Source organism: Luteimonas endophytica, assembly GCF_029887875.1.
Lineage (GTDB): Bacteria > Pseudomonadota > Gammaproteobacteria > Xanthomonadales > Xanthomonadaceae > Luteimonas > Luteimonas endophytica.
Map to the genome: position 1 here is coordinate 50,810 of NZ_JARXRM010000036.1, position 24,685 is coordinate 75,494.

Consider the following 24,685-nt stretch of genomic DNA (forward strand, 5'->3'; position numbering starts at 1 on the left):
ATGGCCCGACTCCGCCGGGGAGCATCCCCCGGCCCGGGCGCCGCTGGTTCCGAAGCCCCGCAAGCCAAGCGCTTCCGGTTCGCGACTCGGCGGCCTGCCAATGCGCCACGCGTGGCGCTCGTGCGGCTCGATCGCCAAGGGGGCGGAAGCCGCATCCTCCTCCGGCAACCGGTCGAGCGGACAAAGAAAAGAGCGCGCCATTGGCGCGCTCCTTTCATCGTCCGACCGCCCTGGCGAAGCGGCAGCGGGCGCTGGCATCGGCGGCCCGCGGCCGCACCCGTCACTTCTTCTTCGGCGCGATCATCATCACCATCTGGCGGCCTTCCAGGCGCGGGCGCGACTCGATCACGATGTCCTCGCCCAGGTCCGCCTCGATGCGCGCCGCCATCTCGCGGCCCAGCTCCTGATGGCTCATCTCGCGGCCGCGGAAGCGGATGTTGACCTTGATCTTGTCGCCTTCCTCCAGGAAGCCGCGCATCTTGCGCAGCTTGATCTGGTAGTCGCCCTCGTCGGTGACCGGCCGGAACTTCACTTCCTTGATCTCGACCTGCTTCTGCTTCTTCTTGGCCGCGTTGGCCTTCTTCTGCAGGTCGAACTTGTACTTGCCGTAATCCATGATCCGGCAGACCGGAGGATCGGCATTGGGCTGGATCTCGACCAGGTCGAGGCCTTCGCTCTCGGCCTGCTGCAGGGCCTCGTCGCGCGACAGGACGCCGATCATCTCGCCGTCCGAACCGATCACGCGTACCCGGGGTACGCGGATGTCGCTGTTCCTGCGGTTCTGCTTTTCAGGGGTGCTGATATTGCGATCTCCATGTTCGACTGTGCCGGCCGCTCGTCAGCGTCCGGGGCTCCCGGCGCGGCCCCACGGGCCCACCGGATCACACATCATGCTACCGCGTGTCGCGGCCCAGGCGTGAAACGAAGTCGGAAGCCGGCATGCTCCCCAGGTCCTCCCCCGCCCGCGTGCGCACGGCGACCGTCCCGTTGTCCCGCTCGCGGTCCCCCGCCACCAGCAGGTACGGCACCCGCTGCAGAGTGTGCTCGCGGATCTTACGACCGATTTTCTCGTTCCGCAAATCCGCCTCCACCCGTACCCCTTGATTCGCAAGGGTTTTCCGCAGGTCCGCGACATAATCGGCCTGGGCGTCGGTAATGTTCATGACCACCGCCTGCACCGGCGCCAGCCAGGCCGGGAACGCCCCGGCGTGGTGCTCGATCAGGATCCCGATGAAGCGCTCCATCGAGCCCACGATGGCCCGGTGCAGCATCACCGGGGTGCGCTTCTGGCTGTGTTCGTCGACGTATTCGGCGCCGAGACGCCCCGGCATCATGAAATCTACCTGCATCGTGCCCAGCTGCCAGGTGCGGCCGATCGCGTCCTTCAGGTGGTACTCGATCTTCGGCCCGTAGAAGGCGCCCTCGCCCGGCAGTTCCTGCCACTCCACCCCGCAGGCCGACAGGGCGCCGCGCAGCGCCGCCTCGGCCTTGTCCCAGGTGGCGTCGTCGCCCAGCCGCGGCTCCGGGCGCAGCGCCAGCTTCAGCTGCACGTCCTCGAAGCCGAACTCGGCATAGACCCGCATTGCCTGTTCATGAAAGGCGGCCACCTCGGCCTCCACCTGGTCCTCGGTGCAGAACACGTGCCCGTCGTCCTGGGTGAAGCCGCGTACCCGGAGGATGCCGTGCAGCGCGCCGGAGGGCTCGTTGCGGTGGCAGGAGCCGAACTCGCCGTAGCGGATCGGCAGGTCGCGGTAGCTGTGCAGGCCCTGGTTGAACACCTGCACATGGCCCGGACAGTTCATCGGCTTGACCGCGTAGGTGCGCTTCTCGGACTCGGTGAAGAACATGTTCTCCTTGTAGTTGTCCCAGTGGCCGGACTTCTTCCACAGCGACACGTCGAGGATCTGCGGGCAGCGCACCTCGCCGTAGCCGCTGTCGCGGTAGACCCGGCGCATGGTCTGCTCGACCACCTGCCACAGCGCCCAGCCCTTCGGATGCCAGAAGATCAGCCCCGGGGCCTCCTCCTGCAGATGGAAGAGCTCCTGCTGCTTGCCGATGCGGCGGTGGTCGCGCTTCTCGGCCTCCTCGATTCGCTCCACGTAGGCCTTGAGCTGCTTGGCATCGGCCCAGGCGGTGCCGTAGATGCGCTGCAGCTGTTCGTTCTTGGCGTCGCCGCGCCAGTAGGCACCGGAGATGCGCAGCAGCTTGAACGCCTTGAGGAAGCGCGTGTTGGGCACGTGCGGGCCGCGGCACATGTCCACGTATTCCTGGTGGTGGTACAGGCCCATCTGCGTCTCGTCCGGCATGTCCTCGATCAGCCGCAGCTTGTAGTCCTCGCCACGCGCGCGGAAGGTGGCGATGACCTCCTCGCGGGGGGTCATTTTCTTCACGACGTCGTAGCCGGTGTCGATCAGCTCGGCCATGCGCCGCTCGATCGCCGCCAGGTCGTCGGGGGTGAACGGGCGCTCGTGCCAGATGTCGTAGTAGAAGCCGTCCTCGATCACCGGGCCGATCACCATCTTGGCGTCCGGGTAGAGCTGTTTGACCGCGTGACCGACCAGGTGCGCGCAGGAGTGGCGGATGATCTCCACGCCCTCGGGATCCTTGGGGGTGATGATCTGCAGGCTGGCGTCGCGGTCGATCGGGTCGCTGGCGTCGACCAGGCGGCCGTCGACGCGCCCGGCCACGGTGGCCTTGGCCAGCCCCGGGCCGATCGACTGGGCCACGTCCATGACGCTGACGGGGGATGCGAACTCGCGGCGGCTGCCGTCGGGGAGGGTGATGGTGATCATTTGAGGGCCGGGATTGGGTTTCGGGTTTTGGCGATTCGGGCGGGGGAATGGTCGAGGCGGGAAGGGGCGGTTCTTCGCCTCCCCAGTCCGGCCTCCCGATCCGTGCGCGCAGCGCATAAAAAAAGCGCCCGAGGGCGCTTGGCGTGGGCCTCGGAGCGGGTCAGCGGTGGCGCAGGGGAGTGTCCATGTCGCACGCTCGGCCGGCGTTGCCGCGGGCCACCTGTTCCTGGGAGCTTCCGGATTCGTCCGATTCTAGCAGCTGCCAGGACCGTTGCAGCGCGGCGGGCCCCGCCACCGCGCGCGTGGCATGATGCGGCCGGCCGCCCTCCGGCGGCCATCGGCCGCACGCCCATGACGACCAAAGGCAAGCCCACCTCGCTCGACATCGCCCACCTGGCCGGGGTGTCGCAGCCGACCGTCTCGCGCGCCCTGCGCGGCAGCCCGATGGTCAGCCCCGAGACCCGGCGCCGGATCCTGGCGATCGCCCGCGAGCTCAACTACAAGGTCGACAAGAACGCCTCCAACCTGCGCTGCCAGCAGTCGGGCACCCTGGCGCTGCTGTTCTTCGAGGAGCCGGCCCCCGACGATGCCTCGATCAATCCGTTCTTCCTGTCGATGCTCGGCTCGATCACCCGCGCCTGCGCGCAGCGCGGCTACGACCTGCTGATCTCGTTCCAGCAGCTGTCCAGCGACTGGCATGCCGACTACGAGGACAGCCACAAGGCAGACGGCATCATCCTGCTCGGCTACGGCGATTACCTGGAGGCGCGCACGCGCCTGCAGCAGCTGGTCGAACAGGGCACCCGCTTCGTGCGCTGGGGCGCGGCGCTGCCGGGCCAGCCCGGGGTCTCGATCGGCTGCGACAACTTCCAGGGAGGCCTGGACCTGGGCCGCCACCTGCTCGCCCGCGGCTGTCGCCGCATCGCCTTCCTGGGCGACGCCTCCGAGCACTATCCCGAATTCCAGGAGCGCCACCGCGGGCTGTCGGCGGCCCTGGCCGGAGCGGGGCTGACTGCCGATCCGGCCCTGCAGGTGGATGCCGTCACCACCGAGCAGGCCGGCTTCGACGCCGCCAGCGCGCTGCTACGCAGCGGCGCCGCGTTCGACGCCGTGTTCGCGGCCAGCGACCTGATCGCGATCGGCGCGATGAAGGCGCTGCACGAGCGCGGACTGCGCGTGCCGGAGGACGTGGCGGTCGCCGGCTTCGACGACATCCCGCTGGCGAGTTTCGTCACCCCGGGGCTGACCACGGTGCAGCAGGATACCCGCCAGGCCGGCGCCATCCTGGTCGACAGCCTGCTCGCCCTGATCGCCGGCGAGGCGGTCGACAGCCGTACCATTCCGGCGCGGCTGCTGCTGCGCGGCTCCACGGGCGCCTAGTCCGCCTTCGGTGCCTCCGGCCCGCCCAGCCGGCGCGCCATCAGTTCCACCAGGCGCGCGCGCAGGTCGGCGCGCCTGGGCGGCCCGTCGTGCAGGAACACCCGCACCCCGTGGGCGGGGACCTCCGCGGCCAGCCGGTCCTCGACCGTCAGCGTCTCCCCGCCGAGGCCGTCGCGCCATTGCCCGGGCTGCAGCAGCTCGCGCACCTCGACCCGGCGCGGCGCATCGCCCTTGTTGAGCAGCACCAGCGCGATCTGCGCCCGGCCGGCCTGCTCGAAGACGCGGTAGAACGCCGCCTCGTCGCCTTCCATCCGCAGCCCGAGCTGCAGCCCCCGCTGCAGTGCCGGCGAGACCCGGCGCAGGTTGGCGATGTGGCGCAGGCCGGCGTGGATGGGGCTTTGCGCGGCGGCGTCGATGCGCGCCTGGCCGAAGTAGTTGCGGTTGCCGGCGTGCTCGGCCCGGCCGCGCATGAACCCGGTCTCGGAGCCGTAGTAGATCACCGGAATGCCGCGCGCGGTGAACAGCCAGTTGTGGGCGTCGATGAAGCCGGCGTCGGTGGCATCCATGCGCGGCATGTCGTGGTTGTCGTAGAAGGTCGCCAGTTCGTAGGGATTGGCGTAGGGGCCGTCCTGCAGGTGCAGCGCCCCTGCCAGCCGCTCGAAGCCGGCGCCGCCGGCGAACACCTCGTCCATGGCCTGCTTCATCGGGAAATCGAGCACGCTGACCCCGCCGTTCTCCGCCCAGGTGTGCGGCGCGATCTTCGCTGCCTCGTAGTCGAAGGCCTCGGCGAACATGAAGAAATCCGGATGCACCGCGCGGATGCGCCCGGTGAAGCGCTTCCAGAAACCGTGCGGCATGTGGCGGATCGTATCGATGCGGAACGCGTCCGCGCCCTGCTCGATCCACTGCAGGTAGGCTCCGACCAGGTAGTCCATGACCTCCGGGTTGTCCGGGTCGAAGTCGCCGAGCTGCGCGAGATCCGGGGCGGTGGCGTAGAAGCGGTGCAGCGGCTGGCGCTCCGGATCGAGCCGTTCCGGAGGCAGGTTCTGGTGGTCGGCGACCAGCCGCCCCCGTGCATCGAAGACCTGGCCGTAGCCGGGCTGGGCCTCCGGCATGCTCCAGGCCGGCGAGGCATGGTTGCCGACGATGTCCAGCACGGTCCTGAGCCCGTGCGCGCGCATGCCGTCGGTGAAGGAGGCGAAGTCGAGCCCCTCGCTGGGCAGGTGCTCGTCCACCCGGTAGAAGTTCATGCCCCAGTAGCCGTGGTAGGCGGCCTTGCCGCGATCGCTGAGAAAACTGCTGCAGGTGATCGGGTCGCCGCCGGTGAAGGCCTGGTCGGGGTTCTCGACGATGGGGGTGATCCACACCGCGCCGAAGCCCATCTCGCGGATGTAGCCGGCGTTGTCGAGCAGGCCGCGGAAGTCGCCGCCCTGGTAGCCGACGTTCGCGCTGACGCCATCGCATTCGGGCAGCGGCCGGTCGAAGCTCGGATGGGCGCCGCCCTGGTCGCGCTGGTCGTTGGACCGATCGCCGTTGACGAAGCGGTCGGTGACCACGAAGTACACCGCGTGCTCGGCGAACGGCTCGAGGGTGCCGTAGAGGCCCCGCCCGTCCTCCGCCGGCTGCGGCGCCGCCGCTTGCGCGGCGGCGGCTGGCGCGCCCGGATCCGCGGCCCCGGGCTCCGGCCCCGCGCAGCCCGCCAGCGCCAGCACCGCCAGCGCCCGCCATGCCCGCCTCATGCCGGCTGCTCCGCCGCCAGCGGCTCGCGCACCCGCAGCACGCACAGGCCCGCGACCGCCAGGCTGGCGGCGCCGACCGCCAACGCCATGATCGGCCGGCCACCGAGCACGGCCTCGAGCAGGAACCCGAGGATGCTCGCCGCCACCAGCTGCGGGATCACGATGAAGAAATTGAAGATGCCCATGTAGACGCCCATCTTTTCCGCGGGAAGGCTGTCGGACAGCAGTGCGTACGGCAGCGACAGGATCGAGGCCCAGGCGAAACCCACCCCGACCATCGACAGCAGCAGCCACTGCGGGTCGCGGATCACCAGGAACGAGAGCAGGCCCGCCGCGCCGAGCCAGACGTTGACCAGGTGGCTGGCGCGCAGGCCCCAGCGGCGCACCATCCACGGGATGGCGATGGCGGCCAGCGCGGCGAAACCGTTGTAGGCGGCGAACAGCACGCCCACCCAGTTGGCGCCGTCGTTGTACGCCTCCGACTGCGCATCGGCGGCGCCGAAGTGCACCCCGGTGACCGCGGCGGTGGTGTAGATCCACATCGCGAACAGCGCGAACCAGGAGAAGAACTGGACCACCGCCAGGCGCCGCATCGCATCCGGCATCGCCTGCAGGTCGGCCATGATCGTGGTGAACATGTTGCGGTGCTGGAGCCGCGCGGTCAGCAGCAGCGCCACGCCGTACGCGGCGAGCACGCCCGAGAGCACGTACAGCTGCTGGTCGAGCCCGAACCACAGGATCGAGGCGATGCCCAGCACGCCGGCCAGCAGCCAGGCCAGGCCGATGCGGGCGGTGCGCGCGCGGTCGAGCGGCGCGTGTCGCAGTGGCGGCGCCGTGTCCTGGGACTTCAGCACCTCCGGCGGGTACTCGCGGGTGCGCAGCACGGTCCATCCCACCGCCAGGAACAGCACCGCGCCGCCGAGATAGAAGGCGTACTTCACCGTGTCCGGGATCGCGCCCGGCGCCGCGGTGTTGGCCACGCCCGCCTTCGCCAGCAACCAGGGCAGCATGCTGGCGACGATCGAGCCCACGCCGATGAAGAAGCTCTGCATGGCGAACCCGGCCGGCCGTTGCCGCGGCGGCAGCTGGTCGCCGACGAAGGCCCGGAACGGCTCCATCGACACGTTGATCGAGGCGTCCAGGACCCACAGCGTTCCGGCGGCCACCCACAGCGCCGGCGAGTTGGGCATCACCAGCAGCGCCAGCGATGCGAAGACCGCGCCGTAGAGAAAGTACGGCCGCCGCCTGCCCAGCCGGGTCCAGGTCCGGTCCGAAAAATACCCGACGATCGGCTGCACGATCAGACCGGTCAGCGGCGCCGCGATCCACAGCATCGGGATCTGTTCCATCTCCGCGCCCAGGGTCTGGAAGATCCGGCTGACATTGGCGTTCTGCAGGGCGAAGCCGAACTGGATGCCCAGGAACCCGAAGCACATGTTCCAGATCTGCCAGAACGTCAGTTGCGGTTTCGCGCTCATCGCTGCTCCGGTCGTGGTGCGGGGATGGTGCCATGGTGGTGATGGGCGCCTGTCCGGCCGGCGCACTGGCGGCGCTCCGCGCCGGGCGCGGCAGGCGCCATGGTAGTGTCCGGCGCGGCCGCAACACGGGCGTACGCATACGTATTCATCGCCGCGTCGCCGCCGCCGCCGTCGCCCGCACGCAGGGGTTCGTGGAATAGTGGCCGCCCGCGCGCCGGCCGTGCGCGCACCCGTGCAGAGGCAGTGGATGGCGAACAGCCCGTGGTGGCGCGGCGCGGTGATCTACCAGATCTACCCGCGCAGCTTCATGGATACAGACGGCGACGGCGTCGGCGACCTGCCCGGGATCGTCGCGCGCCTGGACCACGTCGCCTCGCTCGGGGTCGACGCGATCTGGGTGGCGCCGTTCTTCCGCTCGCCGATGCACGACTTCGGCTACGACATCGCCGACTACCGCGACGTCGATCCCCTGTTCGGCACCCTGGCGGACTTCGACGCGCTGCTGGCCAGGGCGCATGGACTGGGGGTCCGGGTGATGATCGACCAGGTCCTCAGCCACACCTCGTCCGAGCACCCCTGGTTCCGCGAGAGCCGGGAGAGCCGCGACAACCCGAAAGCCGACTGGTACGTATGGGCCGACGCCCGCCCCGACGGCACCCCGCCCAACAACTGGATGTCGCTTTTCGGCGGCGTGGCCTGGAAATGGGAGCCGCGGCGGGGCCAGTACTACCTGCACAACTTCCTGTCCTCGCAGCCCGATCTCAACTTCCACAACGCGCAGGTGCGCGCGGCGGCGCTGGACAACGTGCGCTTCTGGCTGGAGCGCGGCGTGGACGGGTTGCGCCTGGATGCGATCAACTTCTGCTTCCACGACGCGCAGCTGAGGGACAACCCGCCCAAACCGATGGAACTGCGGGTCGGCCGCGGCTTCAGCCCTGACAACCCCTACGCCTTCCAGTACCACCACTACAACAACACCCGGCCCGAGAACATCGCCTTCCTCGAGGAACTGCGCGCGTTGATGGATCGCTACGGCGACGCCGCGGCCCTGGGCGAGATCTCCTCCGAAGACTCGCTCGCCACCACCGCCGAGTACACCAGCGCCGGGCGGCTGCACATGGGCTACAGCTTCGAGCTGCTCACCGACGATTTCAGCGCCGCCCACATCCGCGGCACCGTGGAGCGCCTGGAAGCGGCGATGAGCGAAGGCTGGCCCTGCTGGGCGATCTCCAACCACGACGTGCAGCGCGCGGTGACGCGCTGGGGCGGAGCGGACGCCAGCGACGACTTCGCCAGGCAGATGGTCGCGCTGGTCTGCTCGCTGCGCGGCTCGGTGTGCCTGTACCAGGGCGAGGAACTCGGCCTGCCCGAGGCCGAGGTGCCGTTCGAGGCGCTGCAGGATCCCTACGGCATCGCCTTCTGGCCGAGCTTCAAGGGCCGCGACGGCAGCCGCACGCCGCTGCCGTGGAATGGCGATGCCGGAGCCGGCTTCACCACCGGCGAGCCGTGGCTGCCGATCCCGGCCGCGCACCGCGCGCGCAGCGTGGCGACGCAGCAGGACGACCCCAGCTCGGTGCTCAACGCGGTGCGGCGCTTTCTGCGCTGGCGCAGCGCGCACCCGGCCCTGGTCGAGGGCGGGATCCGCTTCCTCGACGCGCCGGAACCGCTGCTGGCCTTCGAGCGTACGCATCGATCCGGCACCCTGCTGTCGGCATTCAACCTGTCGCCGGGAGCCGTCGACTGGCGGCTTCCGGCGGGCGCCTCGCCGCGGGCGCTGGACGGCCACGGCATGCTCGCGGGCCGGATCGAGGACGGGCTGCTGCGCATGCCGGGCCACGCGGTGGCGTTCGCCAGCCTGGAGTGAACGCGGCCGGGCGGCGCGCCCGGGTCCGCCACGACCGGGCACGGCGCCCGCGCGCCGCCGCGGCTATCATCGCCTCGACGCGGATACGAGCCGATGGAAGAAGCCACCCTGCACGAGCAACGCCTCGACCTGGTGACCGCGCTGCTGCTGCAGTCCGGGGCCACCAGCGTGCTCGATCTCGGCTGCGGCGCCGGGCGGCTGCTGGCCAGGCTGCTGCCGCATCCCCGGTTCGACCGGATCACCGGCGTCGACCTGTGCACCAATGCCCTGGCGGTGGCGCGCTCCGAACTCGGCGACGCTGGCCGAGCCGATCCGCGGCTGCGGCTGATGCATGGCGACTGCACGCGTCCGCTGGAAGGTCTCGCGCCCCACGAGGCCGCGGTGCTGGTGGAAACCATCGAACACCTCGATCCCGGTCTGCTGTCCGGGACCGAACGCGCCCTGTTCGGCCACCACCGCCCGCGCCTGGCGATCGTCACCACGCCCAATCGCGAATACAACGTGCTGTACGGCCTGGCCGAACGCGAGGTGCGCGATCCCGATCACCGTTTCGAATGGGACCGGACCAGGTTCCGCGCCTGGGCCGGCGGCGTGGCACGGCGCAATGGATACGCGGTGCGCTTCGGCGGGATCGGCAAGCCGCACCTCGAACTGGGCGCCCCCGGCCAGTACGCCTGCTTCACCCGCACGGACTGAGCGCGGCGGGCGGCTTGCGGAACAGCGCGATGTGCGGCGCCGGACATTCCAGCGACCAGCCGTGGCGGCCGGCGATCCATCGCAGGGTGCGGCGCCGGTAGAAACACACGTGGGTGGGATCGCGGGCGTAGCCCCAGCTCGCGAACGGCCGCCCCGGCAGGCGCCACTGGGTCATCAACCCCAGCCAGCCACCGTCCAGAAGCAGGTCGCCCAGGCGCGCGAACTCGGCGGCCGGGTCGTGGAAATGCTCGGCGGTCTCGCTGCAGGCGATGAAATGGTAGCGGCGCCGGAGCAAGCGCTCATCGGCGGCGTAGAGCGGGTCCCACGCGGAGGTGGGCAGGCCGCGTGCCGACAGCATCGCCGGGAGCGCGGCGCCGGGGCCGGCGCCGTAGTCCAATCCGCGCATGCCGGGCCGCAGGCGCGCGGCCAGCGGGGCGGCCAGTCGCTCGAGGAAGGCGCGGTAGCCGGGGTCGGTGGGGTCGTTGCGATGCAGGTCGTAGATCGCGCGTTCTTCCGTGGGGGAGGGCCGATCCGCAGGCAGCATGAAGGTCAGCCCGCAGCCGCCGCAGGCGGCGTAGCGGCGCCCCTGGACGATCGCTTCGGGCGGGCATTCCACCCCGCCGCAGAGCGGACAGCGGCTCATCGCCGATCCGCTGCCGGGGCGCGGGCGGCGCCGGGCATCGCGTGCAGGATCGCGGGATCGACCCCGACCCGGGCACAGGCGCGCGGCGCCACCCCGTCGTCCAGGGCGGCGCGGAACAGCGGCGCCAGCCCCGCCAGGGTGCGTGCGGCGAGCGCGTCGCGGAGCCGCCTTGCTGGCGATCGGCCGAGCATGTGCCGGGCCCAGCCAGGCAGCAGCGCCGCGCCGGCGCCGAGAAACAGTTCGCGCGAAAGCCCGGCGGCGGGGACCGGAAGGTGGATGCGCTCGAGCACCGCCAGCACCTCGCGCGAGCGCGCATCGCAGGCCAGCTGCGGACGCATCCGCGCGAAGTAGTCCTCGACCCCGGCATGCGACCCGGGCACGTCGCGCCCGCTCTGTCCGCGCGGAAACGCGCTGAGCACCCATCCACGGATGCGCGAGGCGGCGACCGCGGTGAAGGGATGGTGGGGCGGCGGCATGTCGCCATGCTAGCCGGTGCGCGGCAACGCCGACCGACGGCCGGTGCCGCATGCCCCGACCGGCATGAACCGGGCGCCACGCCATGAATACGTATGCAGGGCGGCGTGCGCGGGGAATGCCGGGTCTACCATGGCCCGCGACATCCGTCACACCCCGTTTCTCGCCGGACAGATCCGCATGGACGCCGCCGGGAACCGGTTCCGCGATCCGCACGACACCTTTTTGGGAGGGGAGATGTTGAAGCTCGAACGCAACCTGCTGAGCGTTGCCCTGGCATCCGCAATGCTGATGCTGGCCGCCAACGTCCACGCGCAGGACACCGGCGAAGAAGACGCCGCCGCCCAGTCCGCGCCGCAGGCCGAAGCCGAAGCCGACCAGGCCGCCACCGACGCCGACGCCGTGAACCTCGACGCCGTGACCGTGACCGGCATCCGTCGGGGCATCGAGAGCGCGATCTCGGTCAAGCGCGAGTCCACCTCCATCGTCGAGGCGATCTCCGCCGAGGACATCGGCAAGCTGCCAGACGTCAGCATCGCCGAGTCGCTGGCGCGGCTGCCGGGCGTGTCGGCGCAGCGTGTCGCGGGCCGCGCGCAGGTGATCAGCGTGCGCGGCCTCTCGCCGGACTTCTCGACCACGCTGCTCAACGGCCGCGAGATGGTCAGCACCGGCGACAACCGCAGCGTCGAGTTCGACCAGTACCCGTCCGAGCTGATCAGCAACGTCATCGTCTACAAGACGCCCGACGCCGCCCTGGTTGGCCAGGGCCTCACCGGCACGCTGGACATGCGCACGGTGCGCCCGCTGAGCTTCGGCGAGCCCGCGGGCGTGGTCAGCATCCGAGGCCAACGCAATTCGCTGGGCTCCGCGGCGGACGCCTCCGCCCACGGCGAGCGCATCAACGCCAGCTACATCACCCGCTCCGAGGACCGCCGTTTCGGCTTCTCGATCGGCTATTCGCACTCGGACACGCCGATCCAGGAGAACCAGGTCGGCCTGTACGAGCCCTGGCAGGCGATCGGCGACGGCTGGCGGCCGGGCGTGCCCGCAGGCACTTTCTATTCCGACGGCATCAAGGCGCTGCGCCGCACCGGCAACACCGAACGCGACGGCATCATGGCGACGCTGCAGTTCCGCCCCTCCAACGCGTGGACCAGCACCCTCGACCTGTTCTATTCGGAAGCCACCCAGGTCAGCACCGCCAACCAGTTCGAGGTCCACCTCGGCGACTACAACGGCGGCTACGGGCGGCTGGAGGTCACCGACCCGTCGATCAACGACGACGGCACCTTCACCGGCGGCGTCGCCAACAACGTCTACCCGCTGGTGCGCGGCATGTACAACCACCGCGAGGACGAGATCAGCGCGTTCGGCTGGAACAACGAGTTCTTCCTCGGCAACGTGGAACTGGCGGCCGACGTCAGCTACTCGAAGACCGAGCGCGACGAGATCCTGCTGGAGAACAACACCCAGCTGCTGCCCGCGCCGCAGCTGGATTCGGTGACGCTGGACTTCCGCAGCGACGGCTTCTCCCAGCTCGTGCCCGGCCGCGACTACTCCGACCCCGGCTCGCTGTACCTGACCAACACCATCTACGGCTCCGGCTACGGCAAGACCCCGCGGGTGGAGGACGAGCTGCGCGCGTTCCGGCTCGACGCCTCCATCCCGGCGCCGCAATCGATGGCCTGGCTGGCCGACGTCGACGTCGGCATCAACGTCGCCGACCGCCAGAAGAGCAAGTGGCAGCCCGAGGGCAACATCAACCTCGGCGCCCAGGGCGACACCCCGATCGGCGACGACCTGCAGTACGGCCTGGTCGACCTCGGCTTCGCCGGCGTCGGCCTGATCCCGTCCTGGAACGTGCCGGCCGCGGTCGAGCGCTACATGAGCTTCATCCCGGTCGACGACCTGTCGTACCTGATCCCCAAGGCCTGGCGGGTCGACGAGAAGATCACCACCGGCTACGCGCGCGCGAACATCGACACCCAGTGGGGCAGCGTGCCGGTGCGCGGCAACTTCGGCGTGCAGGTGCAGCGGGTGGACCAGTCCTCGACGGCGCGCTACTGGGACTCCACGCTGCCGGACGGCGAGAACGTGCAGCCGATCACCCGCGGCAAGGAATACACCGACGTTCTGCCGAGCCTCAACCTGGCGTTCTCGCTCGCCGACGACCAGACCCTGCGGGTGGCGCTGGCCGAACAGGTCGCGCGGCCGCGCGTCGACGAGCTGCGGGCGTCGCTGGAGTTCGGCGTCAACACCGCCACCGGCGAGCCTGGCGGCTCGGGCGGCAACCCGGAACTCGATCCCTGGCGGGCCTACGCCTTCGACCTCTCGTACGAGAAGTACTTCGGCGAGCGCGCCTACCTGGCGGCGGCGTTCTACTACAAGGACCTGCGGACCTACATCTACACCGAGACCCGCGACGGCTACGACTTCAGCGACCTGCTCACCGACTACGTGCCCGGACCCGGCGAGCCGCCGACCCAGACCACCGGCCGCTTCACTTCGCCCTACAACGGCGAAGGCGGCTCCCTGCGCGGCCTCGAGCTGAGCGCCTCGCTGCCGCTGGACCTGTTCTCGGAGGCGCTGACCGGCTTCGGCATCGTCGCCAGCGCCAGCTTCAACGACAGCGACATCACCATCCCGCCGCCGCCGAACGCCCAGAGCAGCGTCGGCAGCGAGAACATCGCCCTGCCCGGCCTCTCGAAGCGGGTGTACAACTTCACTGCCTACTACGAGCGCAGCGGCTTCGAGGCGCGCATCAGCCAGCGCAAGCGGTCCGACTTCGTCGGCGAGATCGGCAACTTCGACGGCGACCGCACCCTGCGCTACGTGGTGGGCGAGGACATCACCGACGCGCAGATCAGCTACGCGTTCGGCGACCACACCGCCCTGGCCGGCCTGAGCCTGCTGTTCCAGGCCAGCAACATCACCGACGAGGCCTACCGCACCTACGCCGGCACCAAGGACCGCCCGCTCGAGCACATCGAGTGGGGCCGCACCTACCTGCTCGGATTGACCTACCGCTTCTGACCTGCTGACACATCGGGCGCCCCGGGGCGCCCGGCGCCACCACCCACCGGGACGTCAAGAAAGAGCGCCGTCACGTGCCGGACCGCCGAACAGCTGGGGCCCGGAAGCAACCGTCAGCTCGCCGAAAGCACCCGCGCAGCATCCAGCCGGTGCGGTGCCCCGGTGCGGGACCGTCGACGCCATGGATGGCGTCGACGAGCCTCCATGGATGGATTCACGGCGTGTCCCGCACCGGGGCGCCGCGCCGGCTGCCCGCGAACGCCTCCTGCACCAGCGTGCGCCGCCGGGCGCGACTCTCTTCACCCCCAGATCGGGCGGTTTGCCTGGGCAGGGAAAAAAACTCGAGAAAACCCGGCCGGGCGAGCCCGCTTCGCTTCAGTCCCGTGCCTCAGGGTCGGCATTCCGGACCGCACCGTCCGCGTCGCCGATCACCGCCGCCGAGTCCTGGCCCAGGCCCGGGGCCGCGAACGGCGCCGGCCCCGGGGTGCGCCCGAACTTGATCGGCCGGGTCACGCCGCGGTAGCTGCCGAGCCCGGGATGGGCGATCGGCGCGACGATCTCCTCGGCCAGCACCTGCGGGTGGTCGAACATGTCCTCGACCCGGCGCGCCGCGGCGCAGGGCACCGCATCGCCGAACGCCTCCTCCCACTCCAGGGCGGTGCGGGCGGCCAGCGCCGCGCGCAGCCGCGGCACGATCTCCGCGGCCAGCCGCGCGCGCTTGCGCACCGAGTCGTAGCGCGGGTCGGCGCCCAGTTCGCCCAGGCCGGTGCGCTCGCACAACGCCTGCCAGAAGCGCGGCGTATTGGCGGAAACGTACAGGTGCCCTTCGCGCGCCGGGTGGATCCCGGTCACCCCGCCCGAGCGCATGTCGCGCCAGATATCCAGCGCCTCGCCCTCGGCCCAGATCATCCGCGCCGACTGCATGGTCAGCGCGCTGCGCAGCAGCGAGACCCCGACGAACTGCCCCTCGCCGCTGCGCTCGCGTTCGTACAGCGCCGAAGCCACGCCCGCGGCCAGCAGCGCGGCGGCGTAGTAGTCGACCACCGACCCGTACACCAGCTCCGGCGGTCCCGATGGCGGGCCCTGCAGCGTGCAGATGCCGGTCATGGTCTGCAGCACCTGGTCGTAGCCGGCCTTGGCCTTCATCGGGCCGGACTCGCCGTAGCCGGTAACGGCGCAGTAGATCAGCCGCGGGTTGATCAGCGCCAGGCGGGCGTGGTCGACGCCGAGGCGCTCGGGCACTCCCGGGCGGAAGTTGTGCACCAGCACGTCGGCCTGGCGCACCAGCCGCAGCAGCACCGCGAGCTGCTCGGAGCGCTTGAGGTCCAGGACCACGCCGCGCTTGCTGCGGTTGACGCCGAGGAAGGCGCGGCTTTCCGCGGCCAGGGTGGACGGGTAGTTGCGCAGGTTGTCGCCGTCGGGCGGCTCCACCTTGATCACCTCGGCGCCCTGGTCGGCGAGCAGGGTGCAACCGTAGGGGCCGGCGATATAGGCGCTCAGGTCGAGCACCCGCACCCCGCTCAGCGGGCCAGGCGGGCCGCTCCGCTGCGGCGCGGCGAAGACTGAGGAATCGGCCATGGGGCTATCCGGGTCCAGGGTTGGGTCGTGGCCAGACTGGCGCGGCCGGGCGGGCGGAACCAGCGCGTCCGGCTACGTTCTGGCGCCACGAATCCTTGCGACGGGGCCGCGCGGCGCTCAGGACGCGTCTTCCGGCGGCAGCGAAAGCCAGGTCAGCCGCCACGCGCCGTCGCGCCGCCCGCCTGCGGCGTACCACGGCGAGAACAGCAGCGGCGCCCGGCCGTGCGGCGACAGCCGGATCGCCGGGGCCGCGCCCGGCTCGGCCGGTGCCAGCGTTTCCAGCCAGGTCTCCTCAGGCGCGTCGGGAAGGCGCACCGCCTCCTGCACCCGGAAGCCATCGATCAGCCCGGTGGCGTAGACCAGCGGTCCGCGGGTGATCGCGCACCAGTCGAAGCGCAGCACCTGCTGCCTGACCGGGCTGCCATCGGGGGCGCGCGATTCCTGGAAGTTGCGGTGGGTGCGGCGGTGCAGCCGCGGCCGCATCGGGAACTCCAGCACGATCTCGTCGCCGTCGCGCCAGGTCCGCTCCAGGACCAGGAACTCCCCCGGCACGGGCGACGCTGCGGTCGCCGCGCCGTTGACCTCGGCGCGCGCGTCCCGGGCCCAGCCCGGGATCCGCACCCGGACCGCGAACCGCGCGGCCCGCTGCGGCGAAACCCGGATCAGCACGCGCCCGTCGAACGGGTACCCGGTGTCCTGGCGCAGCGCCACCCTGCCCGCCTGCGGCAGCGTCAGCGTGGCCGAGGACGGCCCGTACAGGTTGACCGACACCCCGGCGGCCGCGGCACCGCCGGCGGCCGCCGGATCCGCCGGCGGGTCCGCGTGGAACAGCCCGTAGGCGAGCGCCGGCAGTTCCTCCAGCGCCATCGCCCCGCTCGATTTGCAGCAGCGCCAGTAGGTGGTGTGCACGCGGCGGCCGTTGGCGAAGACGTAGTAGCACCAGTCCTCGCCGTCCGCGGCCTGCGCGCCGAGCAGGTCGTTGCAGGCGCTGCGCTCCACTTCCTCGACGAAGCGCGCCTGCCCGGTGATCGCGTACAGCTCGCGGTTGAGCTGGATCCACGACAGCGTCGAGCAGGTCTCGACGTAACCGGTGGGATCGAACACGCCGGCCGGGTTGAACACCTCGCGCGAGCGCTGGGCCACCCCGCCCCAGGGGCCGCCGCCCAGGCTCAGGTGATGGTCGCGCACGTTCCGCCACAGGGTCTGGACCGCGCGCAGATAGCGCGGCTCGCCGGTGGCGCGGTGCAGCTTGGCCAGGCCGACGAGGTTCCAGAGCAGCTGGTAGGCCTTGCCGGTGCCGATCTGCGAGGCGTCGGCGCCGGCGAGCGTGCGGGTCAGCAGCGCCAGCCGCGGGTTGGCCTCGGCCTGTTCCAGCACCCGCAGGGCGAGGTCCAGGTGGCGGCGCTCGCCGGTGGCGAAGTGCAGCTCCACCGCGGCATCGAGCAGCACGGTCGCCGACATGCCGTGGTGGTTGCCGAGCCCGGTGACGTCGATGCCGCCTTCGGTCAGCGCATGCAGGCACAGATCGCCGATCCTGGCCGCGGCCTCGAGGTAGCGGGCGGCTGGGAAATACCGATGCACTTCGAGCAGGCCCAGCACCAGATAGCTGTGGGTCCAGACGTCCCAGGTGCGCAGCGCCGGCGCACCGTCCCAGCTCTCCGGCTTGGGCGGCTGCGGCACAGGAAAGCGCCGCTCCGGCGCATAGTTGCCGAGGTAGCCGTCCGCGCCCTGCAGCCCGACCAGGTGGTCGGCGACCCGCTCCAGGTTCGCGCGCAGCGCGGCGTCGCCGCTGCGCGCGGCGGCCTTCGCGGCGGCATACAGCCACTTGCCGGCATGCTCGCCGTACCAGTCGCCCTCGTGGTTGCAGGCCACGTGCGCGGGATCGAAGATCGCGATCGCCGGGCTGCGCGCGTCGACGATGAAGCGCGACAGCCGGCCGCGCAGGTTCGCCTCCAGCGCCGCGCCGAGCAGGCCTTCCAGCACCACCTCGCCCGGCGCCGGTGCGACGGCCCGCGGTGGCACCGCGCCCGGCCACGCGCTCATGCCGCGTCCACCACGCAGCGGAAGCCGACGCAGCCGGAACGGTCCTTGGACGGCGCCATCAGCAGATACTTGCCGTGCTGGTCGAGCCGATACGCCTGCGGGAAGTACCAGTGCGAGGCGCGCGGCCGGTAGCCGCTGCCGCCGCGCAGGATCGCGGCCCGGGTGTGCTCGTCGCGGTATTCGTCGGTCCATTGCCAGACGTTGCCGACCAGGTCCAGCACGCCGAACGGACTGGCCCCGGCGGGATGGGCGTCGACGTCGTCGGGTGCCATGAGGGTCCGGCCGCGGTTCGGACGCGGCACCGCATCCTCGCGCCAGTCGTCGCCCCAGGGGTAGCGCCGGCCGTCGCCGCCCTGCGCCGCGTACTGCCATTCCCACTCCCGCGGCAGGCGCTTGCCGGCCCATTGCGCGTAGGCGCGCGCGTCCTCCAGCGCCACCCAGGTCACCGGCTTGCCGTCCCAGCCCGGCCGCGGCGCGCCGTCCTGCCAGTGGCGCAGGAAATTGTGCGGATCAGGCGGGCGCCAGCCGCTGTCGGCCAGGAACGCCTGGAACTGCGCGTTGGTGACCGGGTGCCGGTCGATGTGGAACGGCTGCATGCGCATGCGCCGGCGGTGGTTGCGGCGCGCGCTGTCCTCCCACGGGTACTGCACGTCGACGCCGTCCCAGTGGTTGCCCTCGATCTCGATGCCGCCGACCGCGAAATCGAAATCGCCGGCCGGGATCGTCACCATGCCCTCGGGCGCCGCGGGAGCGGCCGCGGTCGGCGCGATCTCCACCAGCCGCTGCGGCAGCGAGCGCCACCGGTCCGACAGCGACTGCAGCGGAGTGGCGGCACGCTCGCGGGCGGCAGCGAGGAAGGCGTCCAGACCGGTCGATTCGCTACCCGCATCCTGCGCCAGGAGCGCGCCGAAACCGCGCGGCTCCAGCGCGAACGACAGCACCGCGCGCTTGCCATCGATCCGCGGCGACAACTCGACGCCGTTCCACAGGTCGTAGTAGCGACGCCCCGCGACGTGCGCCACCGCGATCTGCTCGCCGTCGAGCGAGGACTCGTGGCGGTTGACCAGGGTCCACAGCACCGCGCCCTCGCCGGGGAAAATGCTGGCGAACACCCCGGACTGCAGCGTCGGCGCGTACGGCCGCCAGTCCATGCTCACCAGCAGCGGCGCGAACCGCCGGTAGATCGCCGCGATCCGGCGCAGCGTCTGCGCATCGCGCGCGGTGAACTGGTTCCAGATGCCCCAGACGTTCTCCCAGGCGTTGTAGCCGATGCCGTTGAAGAACACGTACTGCAGGTCGTGGGTCCGGTCGCGGCCCCAGCGGTTCTCGTAGTTGATCATGTGGCGCGGCTCGAGCCACTTGAACTTCGCCACCGGCGGCACCGGCCCGTCCGGCGCTTTCTTGCCCCAGCTCTGCACGTTCCAGATCAGCGCCTCCTCGGCGCTGATGGTCGACTCGGGCTGCAGCACGAGCGGATGGCCCAGGGCCTCGCCGGCATCGAAGAACGCGCGCGGCACGCCGTTGTAGGTATCCCCGTTGACCCCGTCGGCGCCCACTGCCTTCGCCAGCGCCGCGATCGCGTGCCAGTCGCTCAGCTCCGGCGGCCGGGTGCCGTGGTCCCAGGGCATGGTCGGCAGGAACACGCGCACGCCGCGCCGGTGGAAGTCCTCGACCGCGCCGCGAAGCCCCTCCAGCCCGCCGGGCAGGTCGTGGGCCAGGTCGGTCTTGTTGCGGTCGTCGATTCCGATGTTCGGATACACGAACCAGATCAATACGCTGTCGATGCCGCCGAAGCGCGCCTCCAGATCGTCGAGATAGCGATCGACGGTGTAGCGGCCGGCCTCGGCATCGTAGAAGTAGCGGTCCTCCACCATCATCTGCGCGTGCACGAAGTTGCGCTGCGCCCACTGCAGCTCGGGCCGGCGGTAGTTCGCGTCGTCGTAGCCGATCCGCACCAGGTGCTCGCGGCGCCAGTCCACCAGCTCGGAGATCCAGTCGTCGGCGCTGGCGCCGGCGTCGATCATCCACAGGCCGATGTCGGCGAACGGCCAACCCGGCGCCTTCCCCGGCGTGGGCAGGTAGCGGCCGGTGGTGACGTGGGAGAACTTGTATTCGACTCGCGGCGGCGCGCGCCCGGCGTCCTGCTCGGGCGTCATGTGGCGGGGAACGGCGGGGTCCGGAGGAGCGGTCATGGAGTCTCGGGGTGGCGCAGCGGAAGGGAGGTGCGCGGGGGCCGCCGCGCTGGTGCATCGTACGTCGCGCCCGGCGGAGCCGCGAACGGCGCGCATCGTCCCGCCGTCATCGCGCCAGGCTTTGGTAGACGAGGGAGTAGAAGCGGTCGCCGAGTCGCGGCAGGTCGTCGGCGCCGTCGCGGGGCAGGTGCTGCAGCATCAGGATCGCGACCAGGCGTTCGTGCGGATCGACGACGTAGCTGGTGGAGGCCGCGCCTGCCCAGCCGAACTGGCCGGCGGCGCCGGGACGGGTGCGGCGGGCGGGATCGATCGCCACGTAGCCGCCGAAGCCGAAGCCCTCGGCGTCGCTGAACTGGGTGACCGGCGGGTCCAGCATGGTCAGCTGGTTGCGCATCATCGCCTCGACGCTGTCGCGGGCGAGGATGCGCACGCCATCGAGCTCGCCGCCATCGAGCAGCATCTGGCAGAAGCGCGCGTAGTCGCCGGCGGTCGAATAGAGTCCGCCCGCGGCGCTGGGATAGGCGTTGAGCCGGGCGCCGGGATCGAGCGAGCTCGGACCGTCGTGACGCACCAGCCGGCCGCCTGCGCCCATCACGGTGATGTCGGCAATTCGATGGCGCTGGTCCGCGGGCACCTGGAAGCCGGTGTCCTCCATCTGCAGCGGCGCGAGGATCCGCGCCTGCAGGAACTCGTCGAACGGCTGCCCGGCGGCCACCTCCACCACCCGCGCCAGCACTTCGGTGGCCGCGCCGTCGTAGCCGAAGCGGGTGCCCGGGTCGGCCGCGAGCGGCGCCCGCGCCAGCCGCGCGACGAAGCCGGCGAGGTCCGCTGCCGCGTGCGGTTCGGCGCGCTCCAGCAGCTCGACCGCCGCCGCGTCGCCCGCCAGCCCGGCGGCGAACCCGGCGGTATGGGTGAGCAGCATGCGGATGGTGATCGCGCCGCGCGCCCGGCGCAGCTGCGGCGCGTCGGCATCGCCGCCCGACACGACCCGCGGCTCGCCCAGCTCCGGCAAGTGACGCGAGACCGGATCGTCCAGCCCGATCCGCCCCTCCTCAACCAGCATCAGCACCGCTGCCGAGGCGACGGTCTTGGTCATCGAATAGATGCGGAAGATCGCGTCGCGCGGCATCGGCGCGGTGCGTTCGAGGTCGCGATGGCCGTACCCGCGCCAGTCGACGATCCTGCCGCCGCGCGCCAGCAGCGTCACCCCGCCGGTATAACCCGCCGGTCCGGTCGCTTCCTCCATGAACCGGTGCAGTCGCGCCAGCCCCTGCGGCGACAGCCCCGCCGCGGCGGGGTCCGCCGCGGGAAGCGGCGCGCCGGCATGCGCCGCGGACGCGATCCAGCCCAGGGCGACGAGCGCGAGCCCGCGCCATCGGCGATCACCGCGGCGGCGCGGCGATGGTTCACCGGTGGGCGTGGGGGCGCTGCGCATCGGCCGCCGGTCAGAACTTGATGGTGTGGGTGAGGGAGACCATGCGGCCACGGCCTGCGAAGTAGTTCTTCCAGAAGTCGATCTGCGACCAGCTGAGGATGTACTGCTTGTTGGTGAGGTTCTCGATGCCCAGCGAGAGCCGCCCGTAGCGCTCGAAGTCGTAGTTCGCGCTCAGGTCGAACAGGGTGTAGCCGCTGGTGTGCTCCTCGGCCGAGGTGCCCTCGTTGATGTCGCGGTCGAACAGCATGGTCGCACCCAGGGTGACGTCGCCACGCGCGTTGAAGGCCCAGGTCGCGGCGCCGGACAGCTTGTCCGGGCTGATGTCGTTGATGCCCATCTCCCGCGACAGCGGGCCGGTGTTGCCGAAGGTGGTCTTGCCGCGGATCCGCGAGTACAGCGCGGTCAGGCGCCACGCCTCGGAGGGACGCCACTCGCCGGAGGCCTCGAAGCCCTCGATGTCGACCGGCACGCGGCTGAGGATGAAGTCCTCGGTCGCGGGGTCCACCACCAGCGACGAGCCGAAGTCGGAGCTGGTCTCGTAGTACGACGCGCCCAGGCTGCCGCGCCGGCCGCGCCAGTTGAAGCCGACCTCGCGGTTGTCCACCACGATCGCCTGCAGGTCGACGAAGCCCTCCACGGTCTGGCCCGGCTGGTTGATGTTGCGCAGCGGGATGCCGACGTTGGGCAGGCTGAAGCCCTTGCCGTACGAGGCGTACACCGACCAGTCGTCGGCGATCCGCCAGATCGCGCCGAAGTTCGGCAGGTTCTCCTGGTAGTCGAGGGTGCCGCCCTGGACCGCGACCCGGTTGCGGTACCAGGTGGTCACGTAGTCGTCGACGCTCAGCTCGCCGTCCTCGCGGCGCAGACCGCCGCTGAGGGTCAGCGGGCCGATGTCCCAGGTCAGCTGCGCGTACGGCGCGGTGCTCTCGTAGACCATCGGCGGAACCCACACCCGGTTGGTGATCGCCAGGCGCTGCTGCGCCTCGTCCTCGACCAGGTCGACCCCGGCGCGCAGCTCGAGGCCGGGCACGGCGAAGATCTCCGACCGGGTCCAGGAGGCGCGCAGGCCCTTCTTCTCGGTGGCGATCTCGGACTGGTCGATCAGCTCGCCGATCGGCGCGATGTCCGGATCCTGGCGGTCGATACCGTCCTCCGCCGGGTAGCGCATCGCCTGGCTGGCGCGGTAGACGTCGGCCTGCAGGGTGCCGCCGAACACGTCCGCGTTGGTATAGGCCAGCGCGTACTGGCGGAAGTCGTTGAACTCGGTCATCGAGCCCAGCGGCGGGGTCCGCACCGCGGAGTCCGGAATCCCCTGCTCGCGATCGCCCTCCACCCAGGAATAGTTGCCCTTGCCGGTGATGTTGAAGCGGCTGGCGCTGGCCTGCAGGCGCTGCAGGCCGGCCTCGCCGAAGTTCATGCCCCACTTCAGGAACAGGTTGTCGGCCTCGCTGTCGTTGGTCGAGCCGCTGGCGTTCATGCCGACGCGGCGGCCGTCGGCGTCCCAGGCCATGCCGCGGTCGATGAACGAGGCCGCCGCCAACACGTCGTGGCTGTCCTGCTTGTGCTCCACGGTCAGGCCGACCTTCCAGGCGTCGCTGTCCTCGCGGAACTGGGTGGAATAGCGCGAGGTGAGCGTGGCGACGGTACCCTCCTCGGTGGGCGTCTTCGACAGGTAGTTGATGATGCCGCCCGCGGCGCCGATGCCTTCCGAGGCCGAGGGACCGCTGATCACCTCGATTCGGCCGATCACGCCCATGTCGGTGAAGGTGCCCGACCGGTTGCCCTCGCGCAGCGGCGAGCCCTGCGGGATGCCGTCGAACAGCCGCAGCGCGGTGCGCCCGCGCAGGGTCTCGCCGAGATTGCTCATCGCCTGCGACGATTCCGAGTAACCCGGCACCGAGCGCGCCAGCACCGCGGTCGCGTCCTCGGTCAGGGTCAGCGAGCGCTGCACCTCCTCGGGCGAGACGATCGTCACCGCGCCGGGGATGCGGTCCACGGCGCGCGGGCTGCGCGAGCCGGTGACGACCATCCGGTCGAGGTCGGTGGTGGTGGTCTCCTCCTCGGCCGGCGCGGTGGCGGCGTCCTGCGGTTCCTGCGAATGGGCCAGGGGCGCAGCCGAGAGCAGCGCGCAGGCGATGGCGACGGAAAGCGGTGTCTTCATGGTGTGGTCTCTGCTGGTTCGGCTGCCCGCGGAACGCGCCGTGGCGCGGTCCGTTCCCGTGCGACGCGCGGCGCGGTGCGCATTGCGTCGCGACGCCCTCCCGGCGCCGACCCCTTGCGGGTCCCGGGCAGCCTAGGGGCGGCATGGCGGGCGTCACACCTGCACCGGCTATGTTCAGAGATGAGGTTTTATTGCCTATCAAGCAGGCAAACGTTTGGTGCGCCGCAACAATCGCTTCACCGACCGTCAGGCCAAGGCCTTGCGCGCTTCCTGGAGCAGCGCGCGCACCAGCCGCAGGCGCACGCTGGAGCGCGACCAGACCGCGCCGATCCTGCGCGGCTCGACCAGGTGCGCCTCCGGCAGCGGCAGCCGCGCCAGGTCGAGGCCCTCCGGCCACGGCCGCGCCCAGTCCGGAACCAGCGATACGCCGAGGCCGCGATCGACCATCACCGCGATGGCGTTGAGCGCGTTCACCTCGAAGCGCTCGCGCGGCACGATCCCGACCCGGCGCAGGTATTCGTCGGCCTGGCGGCCGCCCCAGTGGTTGCGGTCGTAGCGGATCAGCGGCTCGGCGGCCAGCAGCGCGTGCGGGTCGCGTCCGGCCATCCGCCGCGGCGCCAGCACCACCAGCGGCTCCTCGCGCAGCAGCTGCCAGTCGCAGGTCTTGGGCAGCGCGTACGGCGCCTGCAGCACCACCGCCGCGTCCAGGTCGCCGGCTTCCACCTCGCTGTACAGATCGGCCGAGTAGCCGGGGCGGATGAACACGTTGATCTGCGGGAACTCGCCGACCATCCGCGCCAGGATGTCCGGCAGGATCCCGGCCAGCCCGGTCGGGCAGGCGCCGATCCGCAGCTCGCCGGAGAGGGTGCCGTCGTTGGCCACGCTGCGCAGGTCGGAGACGTCGCGCAGCAGATCGCGGGCGCGGCCGAGGATGCGCGCGCCCGGCTCGGTGACGCAGACGGTGCGGCCGGCGCGTGCGATCAGCGGCGCGCCGAGCTCGCGCTCCAGGGTGCGGATCTGCTGCGCCACCGCCGCCGGGGTGATGTTGAGCAGGCGCGCCGCGGCCGCCATCGAGCCGTGATCGGCGACGGCGACGAAGGTTCTCAGGAATTGCGTGTCCACGTCACCGCTCCGCACCCGGGGCCGCCACGCTAACCGAAGCCGGGCCGGCGCGTGA

Annotated in this window: 16 protein-coding genes; 4 read left to right on the forward strand and 12 right to left on the reverse strand. The window is 71.1% G+C overall.

Annotation, left to right across the window (positions count from 1 at the left end):
• Window positions 1-280: 280 nt before the first annotated feature.
• Both infC and thrS read right to left on the reverse strand, forming a co-directional pair.
• Window positions 281-802, reverse strand: a complete 522-nt coding sequence (gene infC, locus QFW77_RS12520; RefSeq protein WP_280575189.1) for a translation initiation factor IF-3 — start codon at window positions 800-802, stop codon at window positions 281-283.
• A 91-nt stretch (window positions 803-893) separates the two neighbouring features.
• Window positions 894-2,792, reverse strand: a complete 1,899-nt coding sequence (thrS, locus tag QFW77_RS12525; RefSeq protein WP_280575072.1) for a threonine--tRNA ligase — start codon at window positions 2,790-2,792, stop codon at window positions 894-896.
• A gap of 351 nt (window positions 2,793-3,143) precedes the next feature.
• On the opposite strand from thrS, the gene QFW77_RS12530 reads away from it, so the two are divergent.
• Window positions 3,144-4,172 (forward strand): LacI family DNA-binding transcriptional regulator, encoded by a 1,029-nt coding sequence (locus tag QFW77_RS12530; RefSeq protein WP_280575073.1) that lies wholly within the window; start codon window positions 3,144-3,146, stop codon window positions 4,170-4,172.
• Here QFW77_RS12530 and QFW77_RS12535 read toward each other — a convergent pair.
• Window positions 4,169-5,911 (reverse strand): alpha-amylase family glycosyl hydrolase, encoded by a 1,743-nt coding sequence (locus QFW77_RS12535; protein WP_280575074.1) that lies wholly within the window; start codon window positions 5,909-5,911, stop codon window positions 4,169-4,171. The two genes, QFW77_RS12530 and QFW77_RS12535, sit on opposite strands and share 4 nt — an antisense overlap.
• On the reverse strand, window positions 5,908-7,389 hold the full coding sequence (locus QFW77_RS12540) for an MFS transporter (protein WP_280575075.1): 1,482 nt from the start codon (window positions 7,387-7,389) through the stop codon (window positions 5,908-5,910). The genes QFW77_RS12535 and QFW77_RS12540 overlap by 4 nt, the downstream gene beginning before the upstream one ends.
• Before the next feature lie 247 nt (window positions 7,390-7,636).
• Here QFW77_RS12540 and QFW77_RS12545 point away from each other — a divergent pair, with 247 nt between their 5' ends.
• Together QFW77_RS12545 and QFW77_RS12550 are read left to right on the forward strand one after the other, a co-directional pair.
• Entirely contained in the window at window positions 7,637-9,253 is a 1,617-nt protein-coding gene (locus tag QFW77_RS12545) for an alpha-glucosidase (protein ID WP_280575076.1), read from the forward strand.
• 93 nt (window positions 9,254-9,346) lie between these two features.
• Window positions 9,347-9,949 (forward strand): methyltransferase domain-containing protein, encoded by a 603-nt coding sequence (locus QFW77_RS12550; protein WP_280575077.1) that lies wholly within the window; start codon window positions 9,347-9,349, stop codon window positions 9,947-9,949.
• Here QFW77_RS12550 and QFW77_RS12555 read toward each other — a convergent pair.
• Both QFW77_RS12555 and QFW77_RS12560 read right to left on the reverse strand, forming a co-directional pair.
• Window positions 9,933-10,592, reverse strand: coding sequence for a methyltransferase domain-containing protein (locus QFW77_RS12555; RefSeq protein WP_280575078.1), 660 nt, complete (start codon window positions 10,590-10,592; stop codon window positions 9,933-9,935). The genes QFW77_RS12550 and QFW77_RS12555 overlap by 17 nt on opposite strands.
• Window positions 10,589-11,068, reverse strand: a complete 480-nt coding sequence (locus QFW77_RS12560; RefSeq protein ID WP_280575080.1) for an oxygenase MpaB family protein — start codon at window positions 11,066-11,068, stop codon at window positions 10,589-10,591. The genes QFW77_RS12555 and QFW77_RS12560 overlap by 4 nt, the downstream gene beginning before the upstream one ends.
• 235 nt (window positions 11,069-11,303) lie before the next feature.
• Here QFW77_RS12560 and QFW77_RS12565 point away from each other — a divergent pair, with 235 nt between their 5' ends.
• The gene (locus tag QFW77_RS12565) at window positions 11,304-14,099 is read left to right on the forward strand and encodes a TonB-dependent receptor (RefSeq protein ID WP_280575190.1); all 2,796 of its coding nucleotides are present in this window, start codon (window positions 11,304-11,306) and stop codon (window positions 14,097-14,099) included.
• 375 nt (window positions 14,100-14,474) lie between these two features.
• On the opposite strand, the gene QFW77_RS12570 is transcribed toward QFW77_RS12565, so the two are convergent.
• The 6 genes from QFW77_RS12570 to QFW77_RS12595 form a co-directional block, all read right to left on the reverse strand.
• On the reverse strand, window positions 14,475-15,677 hold the full coding sequence (locus QFW77_RS12570) for a CaiB/BaiF CoA transferase family protein (protein WP_280575082.1): 1,203 nt from the start codon (window positions 15,675-15,677) through the stop codon (window positions 14,475-14,477).
• A 117-nt stretch (window positions 15,678-15,794) separates the two neighbouring features.
• The gene (locus QFW77_RS12575; RefSeq protein WP_280575084.1) at window positions 15,795-17,720 is read right to left on the reverse strand and encodes a glycoside hydrolase family 127 protein; all 1,926 of its coding nucleotides are present in this window, start codon (window positions 17,718-17,720) and stop codon (window positions 15,795-15,797) included.
• Window positions 17,717-19,912 carry an SUMF1/EgtB/PvdO family nonheme iron enzyme gene (locus tag QFW77_RS12580; RefSeq protein ID WP_280575086.1) on the reverse strand — a complete coding sequence of 732 codons (2,196 nt, stop codon included), beginning with the start codon at window positions 19,910-19,912 and terminating at the stop codon, window positions 17,717-17,719. Before QFW77_RS12580 ends, QFW77_RS12575 begins: the two co-directional genes overlap by 4 nt.
• 106 nt (window positions 19,913-20,018) lie before the next feature.
• Window positions 20,019-21,347, reverse strand: a complete 1,329-nt coding sequence (locus QFW77_RS12585) for a serine hydrolase domain-containing protein (RefSeq protein ID WP_280575088.1) — start codon at window positions 21,345-21,347, stop codon at window positions 20,019-20,021.
• 10 nt (window positions 21,348-21,357) lie between these two features.
• A complete protein-coding gene (locus tag QFW77_RS12590) occupies window positions 21,358-23,508 on the reverse strand; it encodes a TonB-dependent receptor (protein WP_280575090.1) in 2,151 nt (716 codons plus the stop codon).
• Between the two features lie 246 nt (window positions 23,509-23,754).
• Window positions 23,755-24,630 (reverse strand): LysR family transcriptional regulator, encoded by an 876-nt coding sequence (locus QFW77_RS12595; RefSeq protein WP_280575092.1) that lies wholly within the window; start codon window positions 24,628-24,630, stop codon window positions 23,755-23,757.
• Between the last annotated feature and the right edge of the window lie 55 nt (window positions 24,631-24,685).